Below are 18,492 nucleotides of genomic sequence, written 5' to 3'. Positions count from 1 at the left end.
CGTACTCGGAGCGAGTCTCTCCGCCCCAGCAACCCCACCATTGAAGCCCCGTTGGGCCGGCGCTTCAACCATACAAGCGGCGCGAACCGAAGGTGAGCAGAGCGAGTTGGCGCGTCGAGCGAGGCGTGAGCCGCCGGCTCCGGCCAAGCTCGTGCGCGCCCTTCAGGCGTCGACGTAGGCTGCCGCGATCATCTCCCCGGCGTTGATGGGCGAAGGCTCATCGACGCGCGGCGTGTAGATCATCTCCCCGGCGCGGATGGTGCTGCCGGTGAGCACGCAGACGCCGTCGCGCTTGGACGGCACCATGTCCCAGATCTGGTAGCCATAGTGGCAGGCACCTGGATCGGACCACGAGATGGCGGCTGTGCGCGGCGTCGGGCGATCGAGCACGTGGATGGTCGGTGCCGCCTTGAGTTGCCGGACGGACGTGGGAGGAGGCGTATCGGGGATGCCGCCGTTGCCGAGCCACGCCACTGTGCGCAGCCAACCGTCCCGGGACGGATCGCTTGCGAGATCCCTGTACATGCGACACCGCCTTTCTCATCACGCCGACAATCGGCGTGAAAGCCTGAAATAATTCAACGCGTGATGAATATAACAAAGGCGGGGCGATCGATGAACAAGACCCCGAAGACCAGCGGGGCGCCGCGAAGGCGCGGGCGGCCGAGCGCGGACTGTGCGCAAGGCGCGGACAACCTGCTGCGCACGGCGCGACGGATCTTCGCGCTGCGCGGCTATGAGGCCGCCAGCGTGCGCGAGATCGCGCGCCAGGCCGCCGTGGACCCGGCGCTGATCGCGCACCACTTCGGATCGAAGGAAGCGCTGTGGCTGGCGGTCGTCGATCAGATCAAGGTGCTGATGGACCCGATGCTGCAGACCGCCACGGACCTGCGCGGCGACGTCACGCTGGGTCCGCGGCAACGGGTCGAACACTGCATGCTGTCGTTCATCGATCGCGTGTTCGAACATCCGGACATCGGCATCTTCTTCTCGACCGCCGCGACCGAAGAGGGTGAGCGGCTCAACGTGCTCGTCGACACGATCGTGCGGCCCTTCAACGATGTCTGCCTGCCGCTCTTCAGCGACGCGATGGACGCCGGCGAATTGCACCGCTGCGATCCGGCGCTGCTGTTCTCGGTGCTGATGAACGGCATCAGCAAGACGGTGGCCTACGCGCATGTCATGCGGGCGGTGTCGACGCTGCCGGACGACCCGGCGCGTTTCAAGCGCGAGCTCACCGGCATCACGCTGCATTTGTTGCGCTGAGCATCGGATCGTCTTTCCTTCCCGGGCGGGATACACAGGCATACGAAACCCGTATCGCGAATCGGCGGGTCCTCGAAGAATCCGCTCCATCGCAGCATGTCGCTGCCAGCCTGGAAAGGATTCCCCATGCGACCGACCACCCGACGTTCCCTGTTCCCCCTGCTGCTCGCCGGCGCTTCCGCCGTCGCGGCCGTGGCGTTCTCCTTGCCGCCGATGGCCTCCGATGCCGCCGCCGCGTCGCTCTTCGGCAGCCCCGGCATGGCCGGCAAGCCCGCCCCCGCCTTCACCGGCATCGACAACTGGATCAACAGCCCGCCGCTGAAGATCGATGAGCTGCGCGGCAAGGTCGTGCTGGTCGACTTCTGGACCTATACCTGCGTCAACTGCCTGAACCAGCTGCCCTACGTGAAGGCCTGGCACGAGAAGTACAAGGACCAGGGTCTGGTGGTCGTCGGCGTGCATTCGCCGGAGTACGACGAGGAGCGTTCCACCGCCGGCCTCAAGGACGCCATCGCGCGCCTGGGCATCCGCCACGCCGTCGCGCAGGACAACGACTTCAAGACCTGGAAGAGCTACAGCAACCGCTACTGGCCGGCGATCTACCTCATCGACAAGCAGGGGAAGATCGTCTACTCGCACTTCGGTGAAGGTCAGTACCAGCAGACCGAAGCGCAGATCCAGGCGCTGCTGAAGCAGCCGGGTTGATCGATGGGAAGGGCGTGACGCTCAGTCGCGCCCTTCGACCGCCATGGACAGGACGTAGCCTTCGCTGCGGACGGTCTTGAGGTACTTCGGCTCGCGCGCATCGTCGCGCAGCCGCTGCCGGATGCGGCTCACGAGCAGGTCGATCGAGCGCTCGAAGAGCTCCGCCTCGCGGCCTTGCGTCAGGCTCAGCAGCTGATCGCGGCTGAGCACGCGCTGCGGATGGTCGAGGAACACGCGCAGCAGTCGGTACTCCGCGCCGCTGAGCGGCACCACGGTGCCCTGCTGGTCGATCAGATGACGCTCGACCGTGTCGAGCACCCACTCGCCGAAGGCCAGCCGCGGTGAATCGTCCGTCGAGCGCATGTTGGGCGGCAGCATCCGCGCGCGCCGCAGCACGGACTTGATCCGCGCCAGCAGCTCGCGCGCCGCGAAGGGCTTGGCCAGGTAGTCGTCGGCGCCCATCTCCAGCCCGAGGATGCGGTCCGCCTCGTCGCCGCGCGCGGTCAGCATGATCACCGGCGTCGCCTTGTGCTTGCCCGCCCGCAGGTCGCGGCACAGCGACAGGCCGTCCTCGCCCGGCAGCATCAGGTCGAGGATGACCAGATCCACCGGCGTGCCGGACTCGAGCGCGATGCGCATGTGCCGGCCGGTCGGCACGGCCGTCACCTTCAGACCGTTGCGGGTCAGGTAGGTGGAAAGCAACTCGCGGATCTCGCGGTCGTCGTCGACGATCAACACATGATCCTGGGTGGGCGCGGACGTCTGCATGGGGGCTGAGTGTCAAGGCAGGGAACGGGGATGGACGCAATGTACCGGTCCCGGCCCTGCCAGTGGTACGGACAGGCAATGTTGTGTCTCCGGTGCGGGACACGGATACACGCCAATACAAAGGCGCCCACAAGCGCGACGCCCGCGCCTATAAACCTGCCTGCGGCCTTCGCCGTTCCCCCCAACGATTCGGAGACCCTCGTGAGCCGCGTCATCGATTACTTCTTCGCCCCGCACAGCCCCTGGACCTACCTCGGCCACGAGCGCTTCGCCGCCATCGCGCGCGACGCCGGCGCCACCGTGCGGCTGATCCCGATCGACCTGCTCAAGCTGTTCGCCGTGTCCGGCGGACTGCCGCTGCCGCAGCGCCCTCCGCAGCGTCAGGCCTATCGCCTGCTGGAACTGCGGCGCTTCTCGCAGCACCTGGGCATGCCAATGAACGTCGAGCCGACCTGCTTCCCGGTCGCGCCGCACAAGGCCGCGCGGCTGGTCATCGCGGTCGACCAGGCCGACGGCGCCGACGCCGCGATGCGCCTCACCGGCGCGCTGCTGCGCGCCGTGTGGGAGCAGCAGCGCGACATCGCCGACGATGTGACGCTGACCGCCCTCCTCGGGGAACAGGGACTGCCCGCCGAGCGACTGGTCCGTTCCGCCGCGGACGACATCGGCGCCCAGTACGACGCCAACACGCAGCGCGCGATCGACGCCAGCCTGTTCGGCGCACCGAGCTACGTCATCGACGGCGAGCTGTTCTGGGGCCAGGACCGGCTGGACTTCGTCCAGCGCGCGCTCAAGGCAGAAGGGGCCGAGGGGATCGAGGGCGTGGGCGCATGACCACCGCGTCCGCTTCGACACGCGCGCCGTCGGCCGGGCCTGCGCCCACGCCGGCACCGCAGCGCCGCTTCGGCCCGCGCACGCTGTTCGCGCGCGTCTTCTGGCTGATGGTGCTCGGCATCGCGATCGCGCAGGCCATGGCCTACGTGGCGATCCGCCAGGAGCGCTCCATGGCGTTGCGGGCGTTGATGATGTCCGGCGTCGAACGCGACATCGCCACCGGCGTCGCGGTGCTCGACCGGCTGCCCGCGGCGGAACGTGGGGCCTGGCTGAACCGGCTCGAGCGCCCGAACTACCGCTTCGCCCTCGCCGACGAGATCGATCCGCAGGCGGGCCCGGTGGAGCGGACCGATTTCAACGGCCCCTTCGTCGACGCGCTGACGCAGGCGATGCAGCCCTTCCGCATCGAGCGCGCCGTCCAGCTCGGCGCCAAGCGTTATCAACTGCTGGTGCGGCTCAACGACGGCTCGGCGCTGACCGTGCACGCGCGCCGCGTCGACATGCCGATCCCCGAATGGGTGATGTGGGTCCTGGGCGCTCAGCTCATCGTGCTGGCGGTGTGCAGCTGGATGGTGGTGCGGCTGGTGACGCGTCCGCTCAAGACACTGGCCTCGGCGGCGGACGACCTCGGTCCGGACCTCACGCCGCGCCTGATCCCGGAGGAAGGTCCCGCCGAAGTCGCCCACGCCGCGCGGGCGTTCAACGCGATGCAGCAGCGCATCGCCGGCTACACGGCGGAACGGGTGGAGATCCTGGCCGCGATCTCGCACGACCTGCAGACACCGATCACACGGATGCGGCTGCGCGCCGACCTGATGCACGACGAGGAACTGCGCGACAAGTTCCGCCACGACTTGAACGCGATGCAGGTCCTGGTCCGCGAGGGCGTGACCTACGCGCGCACGCTGCACGGCACCTCGGAGGTGCCCGCCCGCCTGGACGCGGACGCGCTGCTCGCGAGCATCGTCGGGGACTACGAGGACGCCGGCGAGGCGGTGACGCTCAGCGGCGAGGCCGGGACGCCGATCATGGCCCAGCCGCAGGCGCTCAAGCGCATCCTGGTCAACCTGATCGACAACGCGCTGGCCTTCGGTGGACAGGCGGAGATCCAGGTGAGTCGCGGCGCCGCGCAAGACCCGACCCCGCAGTTGACGATCACCGTGCTGGACCGTGGTCCCGGCATTCCAGAAGACCAACTGCAGGCCGTGTTCAAACCCTTCCACCGACTGGAAACCTCGCGCAACCGCGACACCGGCGGCACCGGTCTCGGCCTGGCGATCGCGCTGCAACTCGCCACCGCCATGGGAGGGAGCTTGTCCCTCCATAACCGGACCACGGGGGGGCTGGAAGCCCGCCTGACCCTCCCCGCCTCGCTGCCTTGAACACTGTCCACGGGTTCTGTGGACAACTCTGTTGGCTCAGCGGGCAGGGATGCTGCAAGCCGTTGATTCGTCACGGTATTCGTTGCAGTGCCGCGAAATGAGGCAGTGATCCGAAGGGGCTATCCGAAGCAGACTTCGCATGCCGCCGGTCTATCCCTGCGAACTGTGGACAAGTCTGTTGGCTGCCTCTGCAGGGGCGACGCAAGCTGTTGTTGTACAAGGAAAAAGCTTTCCGTGCCCTAAAACGAGGCAGCGCGGACGCCGGGGCGGTTGGCAACCATCGGGCCTTGACTCGATCGTCCAGCACGGTGGGCAAACTTCGTTCCTCCCCGGAAGTTGCTCACAGTGCCCACCGGTTGTGCACCGGGCCGCCAGTCTGTCCACGGCCTCTGTGGACAAGTCTGTTGGCTGCCCGGGCAAGGATGCTGCAAGTGCTTGTCGGGGCAGGGAAATGCTTGCTGTGCTGCGGAAAGAGGCAGCCCCCAGGCTTGGCCTCGCGGGCACGCTCCTCCGGGGGCGTCACGCGCACGGTCATCGGAGCCGCCGCGTGATGGATTTCTCCATCCTCCGTCCGCGTGCCTCGCCGTCCTCGGAGCAGATGGCACGTCCGCCAACAATCACCGCCAGGGAGTTCGCCGAGACGACGGTCCAGTCGCCGGCGACGCGATCACAACCACCGACAACACCACGATCGACGATGGCAGTCATGATTCCGCGGCTGGCGCCGCAAGAGACCCAGAGCCCCTTCGAACCCACCCTCTACGAACTGCTCGCCTCCGGCCTGCCGGACGACTTCACGGTCATCCACAGCCTGCCGTGGCTCTGCGCCGCCGTCTCGACCATGGGCGATCCGGCGGGCGGCGCACGCGGCCGGGTCGCGCCGACCGGAGAGGTGGACTTCATCGTGCTGCATCGCCAACTCGGAGCGCTCGCGCTGGAGGTCAAAGGGGGTCGCTACGAGGTCCGCGGCACCGAGTTCATCAACAAGAGCGGATCCGACACCCGCAACCCGATCGGTCAGGTGCGCAAGAACGTGCACGGCACCGCCACATGGCTGGGCGCCAGACACGCGACCAAGGTCCGATTCGGCTACGCGCTTGTGTTCCCCAGGAGCAGCTTTCACGGAAAGCCGCCGGTCCCTGGCCTGTCGGACCCGACGGCGGGCCCTCAGGCCAACATCGTGATCGATGTCCACGACTTCCACGACGCGGCCCGCCGTGTCCGGGAAATCATGGCGTACTGGCTCAAGGCCGGGGGCAGCCATCCACTGAACTACCAGTTCGACGCGGTCGTCGAGGCGCTCTGCCCATTCTTCGACGGAACCCCGGAATGGGGCCTGCGACTCCGTTGGGACACGCAGACATGGCTGCGGATGACCGACGCGCAGATGGGCGTGGTCACCCGGGCCCATCGCGAGTCGCGCATGGTCGTCCACGGCTGGCCCGGAACGGGCAAGACCCTCGTCGCCACGCGCGTCGCCCAGCCGCGGTTCGACGGCGAGCGCGTGCTCCTCGTCGTCTTCAACACCGGGCTGCGCGACCACCTCGCCGCCCAGGTGGCCAGGGACGCCGCCACGGACGTGGTCACCTGGCACCAGCTCTGCAGCCGCGCCGACCGCACCGACTACGCCAATCGCGAGCCATCGCGCAACTACGACGATGCCTGGTTCGATGTCGGATGCTCGGCGGGTCTGGCGCGCGCGCTGGCGGCGGGCCTCATGCCGGCGTACGACCGCCTGGTCATCGACGAGGCGCAGGCGCTTCGCTCGCCATGGCTCCAGGTGTTGATCGCCTGGTTTGAAGGCAAGCCGATTCATGCCTTCTGCGACCCGTCCCAGACCATGGCGTACGAGGAGGGCATCGGGCTCGACGCCTTGAAGGCCTTGCTGGGCGGCGAGGCCTGCCGCCGTTTCCATCTCTGCCAGATCCTTCGCACGCCCGATCAGATCACCCAACGCCTTCTGGCCGTGCGGGACGATGTGGACGCGACCTACGGCACTCCCCGGCCCGAGGACGTCGACACGCTTCACGAGCGCTGCGTGGATGACACGGCCTCCGAACTGGGACGCGTCGTGCGCGATCTCATCGCGCATGGCGTCGATGTCTCCGAGATGGTGGCGCTGCTTCCCGTCAAGCAAGAGCGTTCGTGGACCGGCGTCCTCCAGGCGCTGCAGATCCGCTCGAGCACCGTGGGCAAGTTCCGGGGCCTGGAATCCCCGGTCGTCATCCTGCTGGATGCGGACCGGATGGACGAGACCGAGCTGTTCATCGCGTACTCGCGCGCGACGACCCTGTGCATCGCACTCTTCCGGACCGACGAACTGGTCAACGACCACAGGAAGTACTCCCGCTTCATCCAGTCGGTCCGTCAACAGCCCCACGTCCAGTCGGCCCTGGCCGACCACAGGCATGCGCAGCGGACGCATGTCCGATTGCGCGGCGACTGGCTCCCGATCACGGACGTCCGATCGGTGTCGCTGGGCTGGCACCCGGTCGCCGACGCCTGGGTGCTGACTCTGGAGAGCGAGGAGAGCCCGCTCGTGGGATGGATCGACACCCTGGTGCTGGCGTTCGACCACCCGGTCCTGTACTGGTTCGAGGACTCCACCCACGTGGCGCACCTGGTCCGTCCGGTCGGCCGGATGGAGGATGAGATCCGTGGCGCGACCCTGCCGACGGCCCCCTGCGGACGATGCGGCACCATCGGCCTCAGACTCGGGGCGAACGCCGCCGTGGTCTGCACGACCTGCCATCTGGTGGCGCTGGCCGAGGATCACGCCCATGACAGGGACGACGAGTACCTGCCATCGTACGATCTCGATGAGGAGATCGATCCGGTCGACCTGCTGCCCGACAACGAGACGCTGATCGAGCAACAGGTTCCGGCCGAGGACCTTGCCCGCGTCATCGCGCTGGACCGGCTCCTCAGGAGCGCGCTGGCATCGCCCACGCCTGCGGACCATCGCACGCTGCCGCCGTCACTGGCAGCCGTCCTGATGCGACTTGATGCGGAGCGACGGGGAGCGACCGCGGTGCGCGCACCGCTCTCGGACAACCGGAGCTTCACGCTGCGCACGGCCATGGCGTTTGCCTTGGCGGAGATCGCCACCCATCCGGGAACGATCGATCGACAGGAGGTCGTGGACCGGATCTACGCGCGCTACGCGTGGGATGACTCCGTCAGCCCTCAGCAATGGCAGCAGCGGATGGGCAGCGCCTTCGGCCTCTGCGTGTCTCCGCACAGGCTGCTGAAAAACCTGGGCAACGGCAAGTTCTGCCGCCTCCAGGACGGCGGTACGGACCGCTAGACGGGTTGCGCCGCCGGCGGTCCCTGGAGACCCTCAGACGATCCGGATGCCCAGGTTCGGCAGGCCGTCGATGTGGCAGTCGATGACGTCGCCCTTCACCACCGGGCCGACGTTCTCGGGCGTGCCGCTATAGATGATGTCGCCGGGCTTCAGTTCGAAGGCGCGCGACAGCTGCGAGATCTGCTCCGCGACGCTCCAGATCATCTGGCTCAGGTCCGCATCCTGCTTGGTCTGGCCGTTGACCTTGAGCCAGATCGCGCCCTTGGACGGGTGGCCGCCGAGCCGGGCGACCGGGTGGATCGGACCGATGGGCGCCGACCGGTCGAAGCTCTTGCCGATCTCCCACGGCTTCTTCTGGTCGCCCATGCCGCGCTGCAGGTCGCGGCGCGTCATGTCGAGCCCGATCGCGTAGCCGAAGACGTGGTCCAGCGCCTGCTCCGTCGTGATGTCGCGGCCGCCCTTGTTCAGCGCGGCAACCAGTTCGCACTCGTAGTGGTAGTTCTTCGTCAGCGTCGGATACGGGTGATCGGCGACGGTGCCGGGCGCGACGTTCTGGATCGCGTCGGTGGGCTTCTGGAAGAAGAACGGCGGCTCGCGCGTCGGGTCGCTGCCCATCTCGCGCGCGTGCGCCGCGTAGTTGCGGCCGATGCAGTAGATGCGGCGCACCGGGAAGCGCTGGTCGCTGCCGACGATGGGGATGGCCGTCTGCGCCACGTCGAACGGGGTCTTCGCCGTCGCGGACGTCGAGTCGGCTTGGCCGGGCAGCGCGCAGCCGGCCACGGCGCCGGCGGCCATCGCAGCCGAGGTGTTGAGCAGGGAACGTCGGTCCATCACAGTCTCCTTCGAGTTGAGTTCTCCGACGCGGAGCGCCCCTGGACAGCTGACGGACACCCGCGGCCGATGGAGCGTAGGCGCCGGCCTGCGCGGACGCTTCCGCGTTTCCCCTCGAAATCCGATGCCGGGGGCGAGACCCGCACGCCGACGCGGGGTCAGGCGACGCCGTCCGCCACCGACTCCACGAGCAGTTGCAGGCCCTTCAACACCGACGCGGGTTCAGCCGCGTACTGCGCCTGGACGATCGCGCCATCGACGGCCACGGACAGCGCCGCCGCGATCTTCTTCCGCTGCCGGGACGCCGGCAGCAGCCCCGCGATCGCGTCGGTCATGTTTTGCTTGTGGCGACGGGTCACCTCGACGACCTCGGGCAGGATAGGCCCCATCTCGCCGACGCCGTTCAGGAAGGCGCAGCCGCGGAAGTCTCCGAGCGCCTGCCCGCCGAACCACTCCGCCATCGTCGGCACCAGCACGCCGGCGCCCTTGACCGCGCCACCGTGGCGCTCCAGCGCACCGGTGAACCAATCCATCCACCGGCCGTGCCGCAGCTCGAGGTAGGCCAGGATCAGGTCGTTCTTGCTCGGGAAGTGCCGGTAGAAGGTGACTTTCGTGACGCCAGACGCCGCGATCACGCGATCGATGCCGGTCGCGCGGATGCCCTCGGCATAGAACAGGTCGTGGGCGGTGCGCAGGATGCGCTCGCGGGCGGGCAGCTCGCCGATGTCCACGCTGCCGTTGATGTCGTCCATCCGATCATTGTAGACAGACCTGTCTACATCCGCCAGAATCCGACCCGAGTAGACAGACCTGTCTACATGAACCGATCGACTGTCCCATCCGCTGATCGATCGGCTGCCCGATCTCTCCCGACCTTCCCGCCTTCGACGAAAGGACCCCGACCATGGACACCCGCCCGCCCCTGCCCCCGTTCACCCGCGAGACCGCGATCCAGAAGATCCGCCTGGCCGAGGATGGCTGGAACAGCCGCGACCCGGCGCGCATCGTGCTGGCCTACAGCCCGGACACGAAGTGGCGCAACCGGGCGGAGTTCCCGCAGGGCCGCGCCGAGGCGCAAGCCCTGCTGGAACGCAAGTGGGCGCGCGAACTGGATTACCGGCTGATCAAGGAGCTGTGGGCCTTTGAAGGCAACCGCATCGCCGTGCGTTTCGTCTATGAATGGCACGACGATGCCGGCAACTGGTTCCGCAGCCACGGCAACGAGAACTGGGAGTTCGACGCGCAGGGCCTGATGACGCACCGCCACGCGAGCATCAACGACCAGCCAATCAAGGCCGAGGACCGGAAGTTCTTCTGGCCGCAGGGACGGCGTCCGGACGACCATCCGGGCCTGACTGAACTGGGTCTTTGAGACCGGTCAACGTCCTCCACCTTCTTCCCGCCACGCGCTGGGCGATCGCCCCGTTTGCCGCAGGAAGAAGCGCGTGAAGTACGCCGGGTCGGCGAAGCCGAGCCCGTCGGCGATCTGCCGGACCATCAGGTTCGTGTAGCCCAGCTCGCGCTTCGCCTCGAGCAGCACGCGCTGGTGCAGCACCGCGAGCGCGGAGCACTGCAGATGCCGGCGGCACAGCCGATTCAGCTGCGTGGGCGTGATGCCCAGCGGCTGGGCCAGTTCCGCCACCGGCGGCTGCCGGCGGTAGTGGCGCTCGACCTGCTCGCGGTAGCGGGTCAGGTGTTGCAGCGCGCGTCCTTCGCCGGCCGCCGGCGCAGGGTGCGCCCCCTCCGCGATGCCGAAGCGCGCCGCCTGCGTCGCCAGCAGCGCCACCGCATGGTCCAGCGCCGGACCGCGCCAGGCGCCGGCGCCCGCGTAGTCCTCCCTCAATCCGTGCCCGACGGCGAACAACGCGCGCGTCACTGTCGCGCCGCGATCGAGCGCGACCAGCCGCGGTTCGGACAGGCTGTCCAGCAACTCGGGCAGGTGATCGAGCAGGCCCCGCAAGCGGCTCTGGTCCAACGTGAGCACCAGCCCTTCCGTTTCCGGCGCGAAGCGGAAGCCGTGCACGGCCAGCGCCGGCACCCAGACCAGCGCCGGCGCGCGCAGCACGCGCTCCTCCTCGTCCATGCGGACGGTGACGCGGCCGCGTTCGATCAGCAGCAGCTGCACCAGCGCGCCGTGACGATGCGGCTGGATTTCCCAATTGTGCAAGCGGCTTCGATCGGCGATCGACTCCAGGTGCAGGCCGTCCAGCGCGGAGGAACGGCCATCCTCACCGTAGAGGGAGTACACCGGCGGTGAACCCTGAGTTCGGGAAGATCGACGGGACATGTTGTCGACGGCCATGGGTTCGGATTGTGCAAGCCCAGGTCGGAGTCGTCCATTCACCGCCGCGAGGCCGGCCCGTAGGCTCCGCCTCATGAAGACCTTACGCACCCAGGTGCTCATCGTCGGCGCCGGACCTTCGGGGCTGCTGCTCGGCCAGTTGCTGCACCGGTCCGGCATCGCCACCGTCATCGTCGAACGTCAGAGCGGTGAGCACGTGCTGTCGCGGATCCGCGCCGGCGTGCTCGAGCAAGGCACCGCCGATCTGATGGACGAGGCAGGTGTCGGCGCCCGGATGCACGCGCAAGGGCTGGTGCACGATGGCTTCGAGCTGGCCGTCGACGGTGTACGCCATCGCATCGACCTGCGCGCACTCACTGGCGGACGGACCGTGCTGGTCTACGGGCAGACCGAGGTCACCCGCGATCTCATGGAGGCTCGCGCCGAGGCGGGCCTGACCACGCTGTACGAAGCCGCGGACGTCCGTATCGAAGGATTCGATTCGTCGACACCGCGCGCGTTCTGCTCGATCCACGGCGAGCCGGTCGAGATCACCGCCGACTTCATCGTCGGCTGCGACGGCTTCCACGGCGTCTGCCGCGCGAGCGTTCCCACGGGATCCATCCAGCTCTTCGAGAAGGTCTACCCCTTCGGCTGGCTCGGTCTGCTGAGCGACACGCCGCCCGTCTCTGGGGAACTGGTCTACAGCCGCCATGCGCGCGGCTTCAGCCTCTGCAGCATGCGGTCGGCAACGCGCAGCCGCTATTACCTGCAGGTGCCGTTGACCGAGCGCGTCGAGGACTGGAGCGACGCCCGCTTCTGGGACGAACTGCGCGGGCGGCTCGACACCGAGGCGGCGGATTCGCTGGTCACCGGTCCGTCGCTGGAGAAGAGCATCGCGCCGCTGCGCAGCTTCGTGGCGGAGCCGATGCGCTTCGGCCGGCTCTTCCTGGCGGGGGACGCGGCACACATCGTCCCGCCGACCGGTGCAAAGGGACTCAACCTCGCGGCGTCCGACGTGCGCTACCTGTCGCAGGCGCTGATCGAGCACTACCGCGAACGCAGCGATGCCGGTCTGGACCACTACTCGGCGCGTTGTCTCGCGCGGGTGTGGAAGGCCGAGCGCTTCTCGTGGTGGTTGACCAGCCTGATGCACAACTTCGACCAGGAGCCCGCCTTCCAGGCGAAGCTGCAGGCCGCCGAACTGGACTACGTCCTCGGCTCCGAAGCCGCGCAGCGGGCGCTCGCCGAGAACTACGTCGGCTTGCCGCTGTAGCTGGCGCGACTAGCCTTCGATGATGTTCAGGAAGTGATCCAAGATCACGAAGTGATCCTCGAACAGCTGCGACTCCATCGCGGCCAGCTCATCGCGATGGAACCAGCGCGCCTCCTTGACGTCGTCGCTGCCGACGACTTCGGGCAGCGTGCCCATCTCGCCGAACTTGAAGTGGTGCGCCATCGTGATCAGCCGGCCGCGCGCGCTGCGCAACGGATCCTCGAAGGTCTCGACGCCATGCAGCGCCGCCAGGATCGAAGCCGGCAGCAGCGGGAAGCGCGTCTCCTCGATCAACTCGCGGATCGCGCAGGCCACCAGCTTCTCGCCGCGGTCGAGGTGGCCGCCGGGCACCGCCCAGAGGTCCTCGCCGAACGGCCCCTTGCGCCGCACCAGCAGTACCTGGTCGCCGACCGTCACCACCGCGTCGCCCGTCATGTAGGCGACCGCCGTGTACTTCTTGCGATAGCTCGCTATTGCCGAGTGCTCGGCCTTGCGCTTGCGGTATTCCGGCAGGCGGCTCCAGGCCTGCAGCCACGCCCGTACCGGCGCGCTGACATAGGGCGTCATCACCGTCAACGCGGCGTCCGGATCGTCGGCTTCGAAGAACACCTGGCGCATCGCCGTCGCGTCGACGTCGGCCAGCCGCTCCACCAGTTGCTGCCGCCAGCGCGGGAAGTTGTTCAGGTAGTAGCTGGTGTGGTCCTTCTGATGACCGACCAGCACGATGTCCGCGTCCTCGCCGGCAATGGCGCGCACGCCCATCATCACCGCGGCGTTCCAGCGCTGGTCATCGAAGTAGTCGCGCACCGGCAGCACGTGCAGGCGCTGCTGCTGCTCCGGCGACAGGTTGGCCAGCAGCATCTGCCGGCGCTCGTCATGGACGAAGGGGTTGCGCGGATCGCGCGCCTTGTACGAGGAGCCCAGCACCGCGATCACCTCGTCGGCGAGGCCGAAGGCGGCCTGGAACAGCGCCTCCTGTCCCAGGTGCACCAGCTGCCAGCGGCCGACGACCACGGCGACGGTCTTGCGAGTCATGAAGGTCCTTCCGGTCTCAGAGCATTGATCAGTAGTGCTTCGCCGCGATCGGCAACTGCCGGCCGCTGCCGAAGGCCCGGGCGCGCAGCCGCACGATCGGCGGCGCCTGGCGGCGCTTGTATTCGTTGCGGGCGATCATGCCCTTGATCCGCGCGATCAGCGCCTGACCTTCGTCGCTGTCGCGCAGCGCGGCCACCGCGGCGTCGGCGGCAGTGCGTTCGTCCTCGGCAAGCCGCTCGCCTTCGATCAGCACCTTCAGCACCTCGTCCAGCACTTCGTACGGAGGCAGGCTGTCGGTGTCGCGCTGGTCGGGCGCCAGCTCGGCGCTCGGCGGCTTGTCGATGATGGCTGCCGGGATGATCTCCCGGCCCGCCGTCTCGTTGATGTGCCGGCTCAGCGCGAAGACCTCCGTCTTGTAGAGGTCGCCGATCAGGCCGAGCCCGCCGTTGGTGTCGCCGTAGAGCGTGCAGTAGCCCACGGCGATCTCGCTCTTGTTGCCGGTGGTCAGCAGCAGGTGCCCCTGCGCGTTGGACACGGTCATCAGCAGCGTACCGCGCACGCGGGCCTGGAGGTTCTCCAGCGCGAGACCCGACGGTCGCAGCGCCAGCGTGCTGGCTGCCATCGTGTCGCCGACCTGCCGCACGATGTCCTCGATCGGGCAGAGGTCCAGCGGGATGCCGAGCGCGTCGCACAGTGCCTTCGAATCGTCGACGCTCCCGGACGACGAGAACCGCGAGGGCATCGTGATCGCCGAGACCTTGTCCGCGCCGAGCGCCTCCACCGCGAGCGCCAGGGTCAGCGCCGAGTCGATGCCGCCCGACGATCCGACGACGACGCGTTCGAAGCCGCAGCGCCGCGTGTAGTCGCGCAGCCCGAGCACGATCTGCCGGCGGTAGAAGGCCATCGTGTCGAGTCCCGCGCTGGCCGGCGGCAGCGCGCCGCCGTCGCGTGAGGCGAAGAGCCCGCGGTCCGTCTCGAAGCGCAACGTGACGATGTGCGACTCGAAGCGCTCGGCCTCGAAGACCACGCCTGGTTCCGGCTCGATCGCGAAGGAAGCGCCGTCGTAGACCAGTTGATCATGGCCGCCGACCTGGTTCACGAACACCAGCGGCAGCCGATGCCGCCAGCAGGCGGCGCGGAACACGGCGTGCCGTTGCTCGCGCTTGCCGACATTGCTCGGGCTGGCGTTGATCGAGACGATCAGGTCCGGTGCCGCATCGGCCAGACGCTGGAAGGGATTGACGGCGTAGTCCTTGCCGTCGTCGTTCCAGCCGTCCTCGCAGATCATGAAACCGACCTGCGTTCCGCCGATGCGCAGCACGCGTGCGACATCCGGGCCGGGCTCGAAATGGCGGCGCTCGTCGAAGACGTTGTAGGTCGGCAGCAGCTGCTTGTGGCATTCGAGCAGCACCTCGCCGTCGCGGATCACGAGCAGCGAGTTGCGGAAGGCCTTGCCCGCGCCGGGATTGCGCGTGGGCGCGCCCACGACCCAGTGCAGCGAGCCGACCTCGCGCGTCGCGGCCAGCAGCGCGGTCATCGCGTGGTCGAGGCGCTGGCGGAAGTCCTCGTCGTCGAGCAGGTCGGCCGGGTAGTAGCCGGTCAGCGAAAGTTCGGGAAAGACGACCAGGTCCACGCCGTCGTGGCGCGCCTGCCGGGCCGCGTCCAGGTGCAACGCGAGGTTGCCCTCGAGGTCGCCGATCGTCGGGTTGATCTGGGCCAGGGTGATCTTGAGCATGACTTCGCTCCTTTCATTCATTCCTTGCCGACGCGGAACACCTGCCGCAGATAGTCGAGGAAGGTCTGGTCGTCGCACAGCGTCTTGCCGGGCGCGTCCGACAGCTTGGCGACCGACTGGCCGTTGCAGCGGACCAGCTTCATGACGATGTTCAGCGGCTTCGGTCCGAGGTCGTTGCTCAGGTGCGTCCCGATCCCGAAGCCGACCGGCACGCGCCGCGCGAAGTGCGTGTGCAGCCGGAACGCCTCGTCGCAGTTCAGGCCGTCGCTGAACACCAGGCGCTTGGTGCGCGGATCGATGCGCAGCGTCGCGTAGTGCGCCAGCGCCTTCTCGCCCCACACGACCGGATCGCCGCTGTCATGCCGCAGACCGTCGAAGAGCTTCGCGAAGTACAGGTCGAAGTCGGCGAGGAACGCGTCCATGCCGATCACGTCGGTCAGCGCAATGCCGAGGTCGCCGCGGAACTCCTGCACCCAGCCCTCCAGCGCGGCCTTCTGCGACAGCCGCAGCTGCACGCCCACCGCCTGGTAGGTCTGCAGGTACTCGTGCGCCATCGTGCCGATGGGGATCAGGCCGTGACGGCGGGCCAGCTCGACGTTGGACGTGCCCTTGAACACCGACGGGATCTCGCGCTTCAGCGTGGCGACGACCTCGTCGTGCCAGTCGCCGGAGAAGCGGCGGCGCAAGCCGAAGTCGAAGAACTCGAACGGATACGGATCCTCACCCGTTGCGCCGAGCGCGCCAGGCACGGCCGCCGCGTACTCGCGCAGCCGGGCCGTCTTCGCCGCAAGCCTCGCGCGGCCTTCGGCCAGCACCTCGGCCTCACGCCCCTCGCAGAGACGACGGAAGTACAGCTCGTTCACGATGGCGAGCACGAAGATCTCGAATGCCATCACGTGGACCTGCGGTCCCTGGGCGACGATCACCAACTGGCCCGCCTCGGCGCCCTCGCCCGGCCGCGCGGCGATGAAGCGACGCTGGAAGCGGAAGATCCGCAGGAAGTCGATGAAGTCCGACTTCATGAAGCGCAGGCCGCCGAGGTACGCGAGTTCCTCCTCGCGGAAGCTCAGCGTGCAGAGGTGGTCCAGCTCGCGGTTGACCGCATCGCTGAGATCGCCCAGCGGGAAGGCCGGCGTGTTGCGGCAGACGAAGCGGTACTCGGCATCGTTGGCAGGGAACGCATGCAGCAGCGTCTGCCACATCGTGAACTTGTAGAGGTCGGTCTCCAGCAGCGAGCGGATGACGGGAGCGTCGTTCATGACATCGCTCCGTTCAGGCCGACAGCAGGCCGAGTGCCTGTGCCGCGGTCATCGTCCGCACGCCGAGCGCGCGGGCCCGCTCGACGAAGGCCGCCGCGCCGGTCTCGAAGCCGCCGACCGGGCTCATCGCATCCTCGATCAGAACGATGCGCGCGAGCCGTTCGGCACTCATCTCGGCGAAGAGGTCCTCCGCCGTCGCGGCGACGCAGTGGCTGCTGGCCTCACCGGCGATGAGGGTCAGTCCCGGGAAGTCGACGATGCGGTCGACGAGCGCGCGATTGGTCTGCGTACGCGGATCGCTGGCGATCGGCACTTCGGCCCGCACGGCGCTGTACTGCTCGGTCATCGGGTTCTGGCCCTTGAGGACCTTCTCCACGGTGCGCAGCCGTGCGGCCTCCCAGCGGCCCAGCGCGGCGGCGAGCTCGCCATGCACGTTGTGGCCCCAGGTGCCGACGACGCAATGCGTCGGCCAAACCATCAGGATGTACTTCTTCGGGCTGGCTTCGAGGGCGTCGAGGTAGGCCAGCACCTGATCGCGCAGCGCGGCGTCGCGCGGCGCGAAGCGGCCGGCGCGCACGTCCTCAGCCTTGATCTGCGTGAATGGCGCGACCGGCTGCGGCACGCCCTCGGCACTTACCGCGCCATCTGCTCCGACGGCGGCGGGCTGCTGCCAGAACGCCGGCCTTTCGATCGCATAGACCGGGTGCGAGTCCAGCGTCACGATGATGTCCGCGATCGCGCCGCCGGCCTGGTCCACCAGCGCGGCCAGGCGCTTCATGTCCGCGTCGGCGCCGGTCACCGGCAGCGTCGCGCCAGGGATGTCGCAGAAATCGTTCTGCGGGTCGACGATCAGCAGTTGCAGGGCTTGCTGGAGGCGCTGGGTCATGAGAACTCCGATTCCGTCTTTGTCATGTCGTGGCGCCAGCATATCGCACTTCGTGCTTGTTTGCACTAAGTCGATCAATCTGCGACGCTCAGGGGTGCAACGAGGTGTGTCGTCTCGTTCCTTTGATTCCATGATCCGTTCGGCGGGACCGTTTGACGCGTCGAATCGTCGTCGCCCATAATTCGTGCTTTTCCGCACTAAGAAGAACAAGGCCGTGGACTTCGAACGCCCGATCGTCACCGTCGACATCGTCCTGCTGACGTTGCGCGACGGCGTGCTGCATGCGGGTCTCGCGCAGCGGGACAAGGCGCCGGCGCTCGGCGCGTGGACGCTGCCCGGCGGCTGGGTGCACACGGACACCGACCAGGACGCCGACGATGCCGCAGCCCGCATCCTGCGCGAGAAGGCCGGGCTGGTGTCGCCTTACCTGGAACAGCTCAGGACCTTCTCGGGCATGCACCGCGACTCGCGCGGGTGGTCGCTGTCGGTCAGCTACTACGCGGTGGTGCCGAGCGACGTCGAAGCCGGCGTCAGCGCTGGCGCTGGAACTGAAGCTGGAGCCGGGGAACGCTTCCGCTGGGCCGCCGTCGACAGCCTGCGCTCCCTGCCCTTCGATCACGCGCAGATCCTGCGCACGGCGGTCGAGCGCGTGCGGTCGAAGACGCTGTACTCATCGCTGCCGGTGCACCTGATGCCCGCCGAGTTCACGCTCGGCGAGCTGCAGCGCACCTATGAACAGGTGCTCGGCGCCGAACTCGACAAGCGCGGCTTCCGCCGCCGCATCGACGAGCTCGACGTGATCGAGGAGATCCCCGGCGCGTTCACCAGCGGCGGCAGTCACCGGCCGGCGCAGCTGTTCCGGAAGAAGGCGCATGCGCCGGCATTGAAGACGGTGCCGAGCAATCTGGCGGTGGGCTGAAAGTCCGG

17 protein-coding genes are annotated in these 18,492 nt (G+C 68.1%); 8 read left to right on the top strand and 9 right to left on the bottom strand.

The features are described from left to right. Window positions 1-162 precede the first annotated feature (162 nt). Complete coding sequence (locus tag AC07OZ_RS23055; RefSeq protein WP_495469390.1) at window positions 163-525, bottom strand: DUF3331 domain-containing protein; 363 nt, start codon at window positions 523-525, stop codon at window positions 163-165. Between the two features lie 90 nt (window positions 526-615). Between AC07OZ_RS23055 and AC07OZ_RS23050 the strand changes: the two genes are divergently transcribed. Next, window positions 616-1,266, top strand: coding sequence for a TetR/AcrR family transcriptional regulator (locus AC07OZ_RS23050; RefSeq protein WP_495469389.1), 651 nt, complete (start codon window positions 616-618; stop codon window positions 1,264-1,266). A gap of 126 nt (window positions 1,267-1,392) precedes the next feature. After that, entirely contained in the window at window positions 1,393-1,971 is a 579-nt protein-coding gene (locus AC07OZ_RS23045; RefSeq protein ID WP_495469388.1) for a thioredoxin family protein, read from the top strand. A 21-nt stretch (window positions 1,972-1,992) separates the two neighbouring features. Here the strand turns inward: AC07OZ_RS23045 and AC07OZ_RS23040 are convergent, their stop codons facing one another. Then, entirely contained in the window at window positions 1,993-2,739 is a 747-nt protein-coding gene (locus AC07OZ_RS23040) for a response regulator (RefSeq protein ID WP_495469387.1), read from the bottom strand. A gap of 201 nt (window positions 2,740-2,940) precedes the next feature. On the opposite strand from AC07OZ_RS23040, the gene AC07OZ_RS23035 reads away from it, so the two are divergent. The 3 genes from AC07OZ_RS23035 (at window position 2,941) to AC07OZ_RS23025 (ending at window position 8,262) form a co-directional block, all read left to right on the top strand. Continuing rightward, complete coding sequence (locus AC07OZ_RS23035; RefSeq protein WP_495469386.1) at window positions 2,941-3,573, top strand: 2-hydroxychromene-2-carboxylate isomerase; 633 nt, start codon at window positions 2,941-2,943, stop codon at window positions 3,571-3,573. Continuing rightward, window positions 3,570-4,955, top strand: a complete 1,386-nt coding sequence (locus AC07OZ_RS23030) for an ATP-binding protein (protein WP_495469385.1) — start codon at window positions 3,570-3,572, stop codon at window positions 4,953-4,955. The genes AC07OZ_RS23035 and AC07OZ_RS23030 overlap by 4 nt, the downstream gene beginning before the upstream one ends. Window positions 4,956-5,406: 451 nt before the next feature. After that, entirely contained in the window at window positions 5,407-8,262 is a 2,856-nt protein-coding gene (locus AC07OZ_RS23025; protein WP_495469384.1) for an NERD domain-containing protein, read from the top strand. Window positions 8,263-8,295: 33 nt separating this feature from the next. On the opposite strand, the gene AC07OZ_RS23020 is transcribed toward AC07OZ_RS23025, so the two are convergent. Both AC07OZ_RS23020 and AC07OZ_RS23015 read right to left on the bottom strand, forming a co-directional pair. Beyond that, on the bottom strand, window positions 8,296-9,093 hold the full coding sequence (locus tag AC07OZ_RS23020) for a fumarylacetoacetate hydrolase family protein (protein ID WP_495469383.1): 798 nt from the start codon (window positions 9,091-9,093) through the stop codon (window positions 8,296-8,298). Window positions 9,094-9,251: 158 nt separating this feature from the next. Continuing rightward, on the bottom strand, window positions 9,252-9,845 hold the full coding sequence (locus AC07OZ_RS23015) for a TetR/AcrR family transcriptional regulator (protein WP_495469382.1): 594 nt from the start codon (window positions 9,843-9,845) through the stop codon (window positions 9,252-9,254). Between the two features lie 152 nt (window positions 9,846-9,997). Between AC07OZ_RS23015 and AC07OZ_RS23010 the strand changes: the two genes are divergently transcribed. After that, the gene (locus tag AC07OZ_RS23010) at window positions 9,998-10,465 is read left to right on the top strand and encodes a nuclear transport factor 2 family protein (RefSeq protein ID WP_495469381.1); all 468 of its coding nucleotides are present in this window, start codon (window positions 9,998-10,000) and stop codon (window positions 10,463-10,465) included. A gap of 6 nt (window positions 10,466-10,471) precedes the next feature. Here AC07OZ_RS23010 and AC07OZ_RS23005 read toward each other — a convergent pair whose 3' ends face one another. Further along, window positions 10,472-11,341 carry a helix-turn-helix domain-containing protein gene (locus AC07OZ_RS23005; RefSeq protein ID WP_495469380.1) on the bottom strand — a complete coding sequence of 290 codons (870 nt, stop codon included), beginning with the start codon at window positions 11,339-11,341 and terminating at the stop codon, window positions 10,472-10,474. Window positions 11,342-11,468: 127 nt separating this feature from the next. On the opposite strand from AC07OZ_RS23005, the gene pobA reads away from it, so the two are divergent. Then, entirely contained in the window at window positions 11,469-12,650 is a 1,182-nt protein-coding gene (gene pobA, locus AC07OZ_RS23000; protein WP_495469379.1) for a 4-hydroxybenzoate 3-monooxygenase, read from the top strand. 9 nt (window positions 12,651-12,659) lie between these two features. Here pobA and AC07OZ_RS22995 read toward each other — a convergent pair whose 3' ends face one another. From AC07OZ_RS22995 to AC07OZ_RS22980, 4 genes are read right to left on the bottom strand one after another with little or no spacing between them, the layout of a single operon-like run. Next, a complete protein-coding gene (locus AC07OZ_RS22995) occupies window positions 12,660-13,685 on the bottom strand; it encodes an NUDIX domain-containing protein (protein ID WP_495469378.1) in 1,026 nt (341 codons plus the stop codon). A gap of 28 nt (window positions 13,686-13,713) precedes the next feature. Beyond that, a complete protein-coding gene (locus tag AC07OZ_RS22990) occupies window positions 13,714-15,420 on the bottom strand; it encodes an NAD+ synthase (RefSeq protein ID WP_495469377.1) in 1,707 nt (568 codons plus the stop codon). A gap of 17 nt (window positions 15,421-15,437) precedes the next feature. Continuing rightward, complete coding sequence (gene pncB, locus AC07OZ_RS22985; protein ID WP_495469376.1) at window positions 15,438-16,679, bottom strand: nicotinate phosphoribosyltransferase; 1,242 nt, start codon at window positions 16,677-16,679, stop codon at window positions 15,438-15,440. 13 nt (window positions 16,680-16,692) lie between these two features. Continuing rightward, window positions 16,693-17,565 carry a cysteine hydrolase family protein gene (locus AC07OZ_RS22980; protein WP_495469375.1) on the bottom strand — a complete coding sequence of 291 codons (873 nt, stop codon included), beginning with the start codon at window positions 17,563-17,565 and terminating at the stop codon, window positions 16,693-16,695. Window positions 17,566-17,749: 184 nt separating this feature from the next. Here AC07OZ_RS22980 and AC07OZ_RS22975 point away from each other — a divergent pair, with 184 nt between their 5' ends. Then, the gene (locus AC07OZ_RS22975; RefSeq protein WP_495469374.1) at window positions 17,750-18,484 is read left to right on the top strand and encodes an NUDIX hydrolase; all 735 of its coding nucleotides are present in this window, start codon (window positions 17,750-17,752) and stop codon (window positions 18,482-18,484) included. The last annotated feature ends 8 nt before the right edge of the window (window positions 18,485-18,492 follow it).

Source organism: Roseateles sp. GW821-FHT09G03 (genome assembly GCF_059416045.1).
This window is presented reverse-complemented; position numbering and strand designations above follow the sequence as displayed.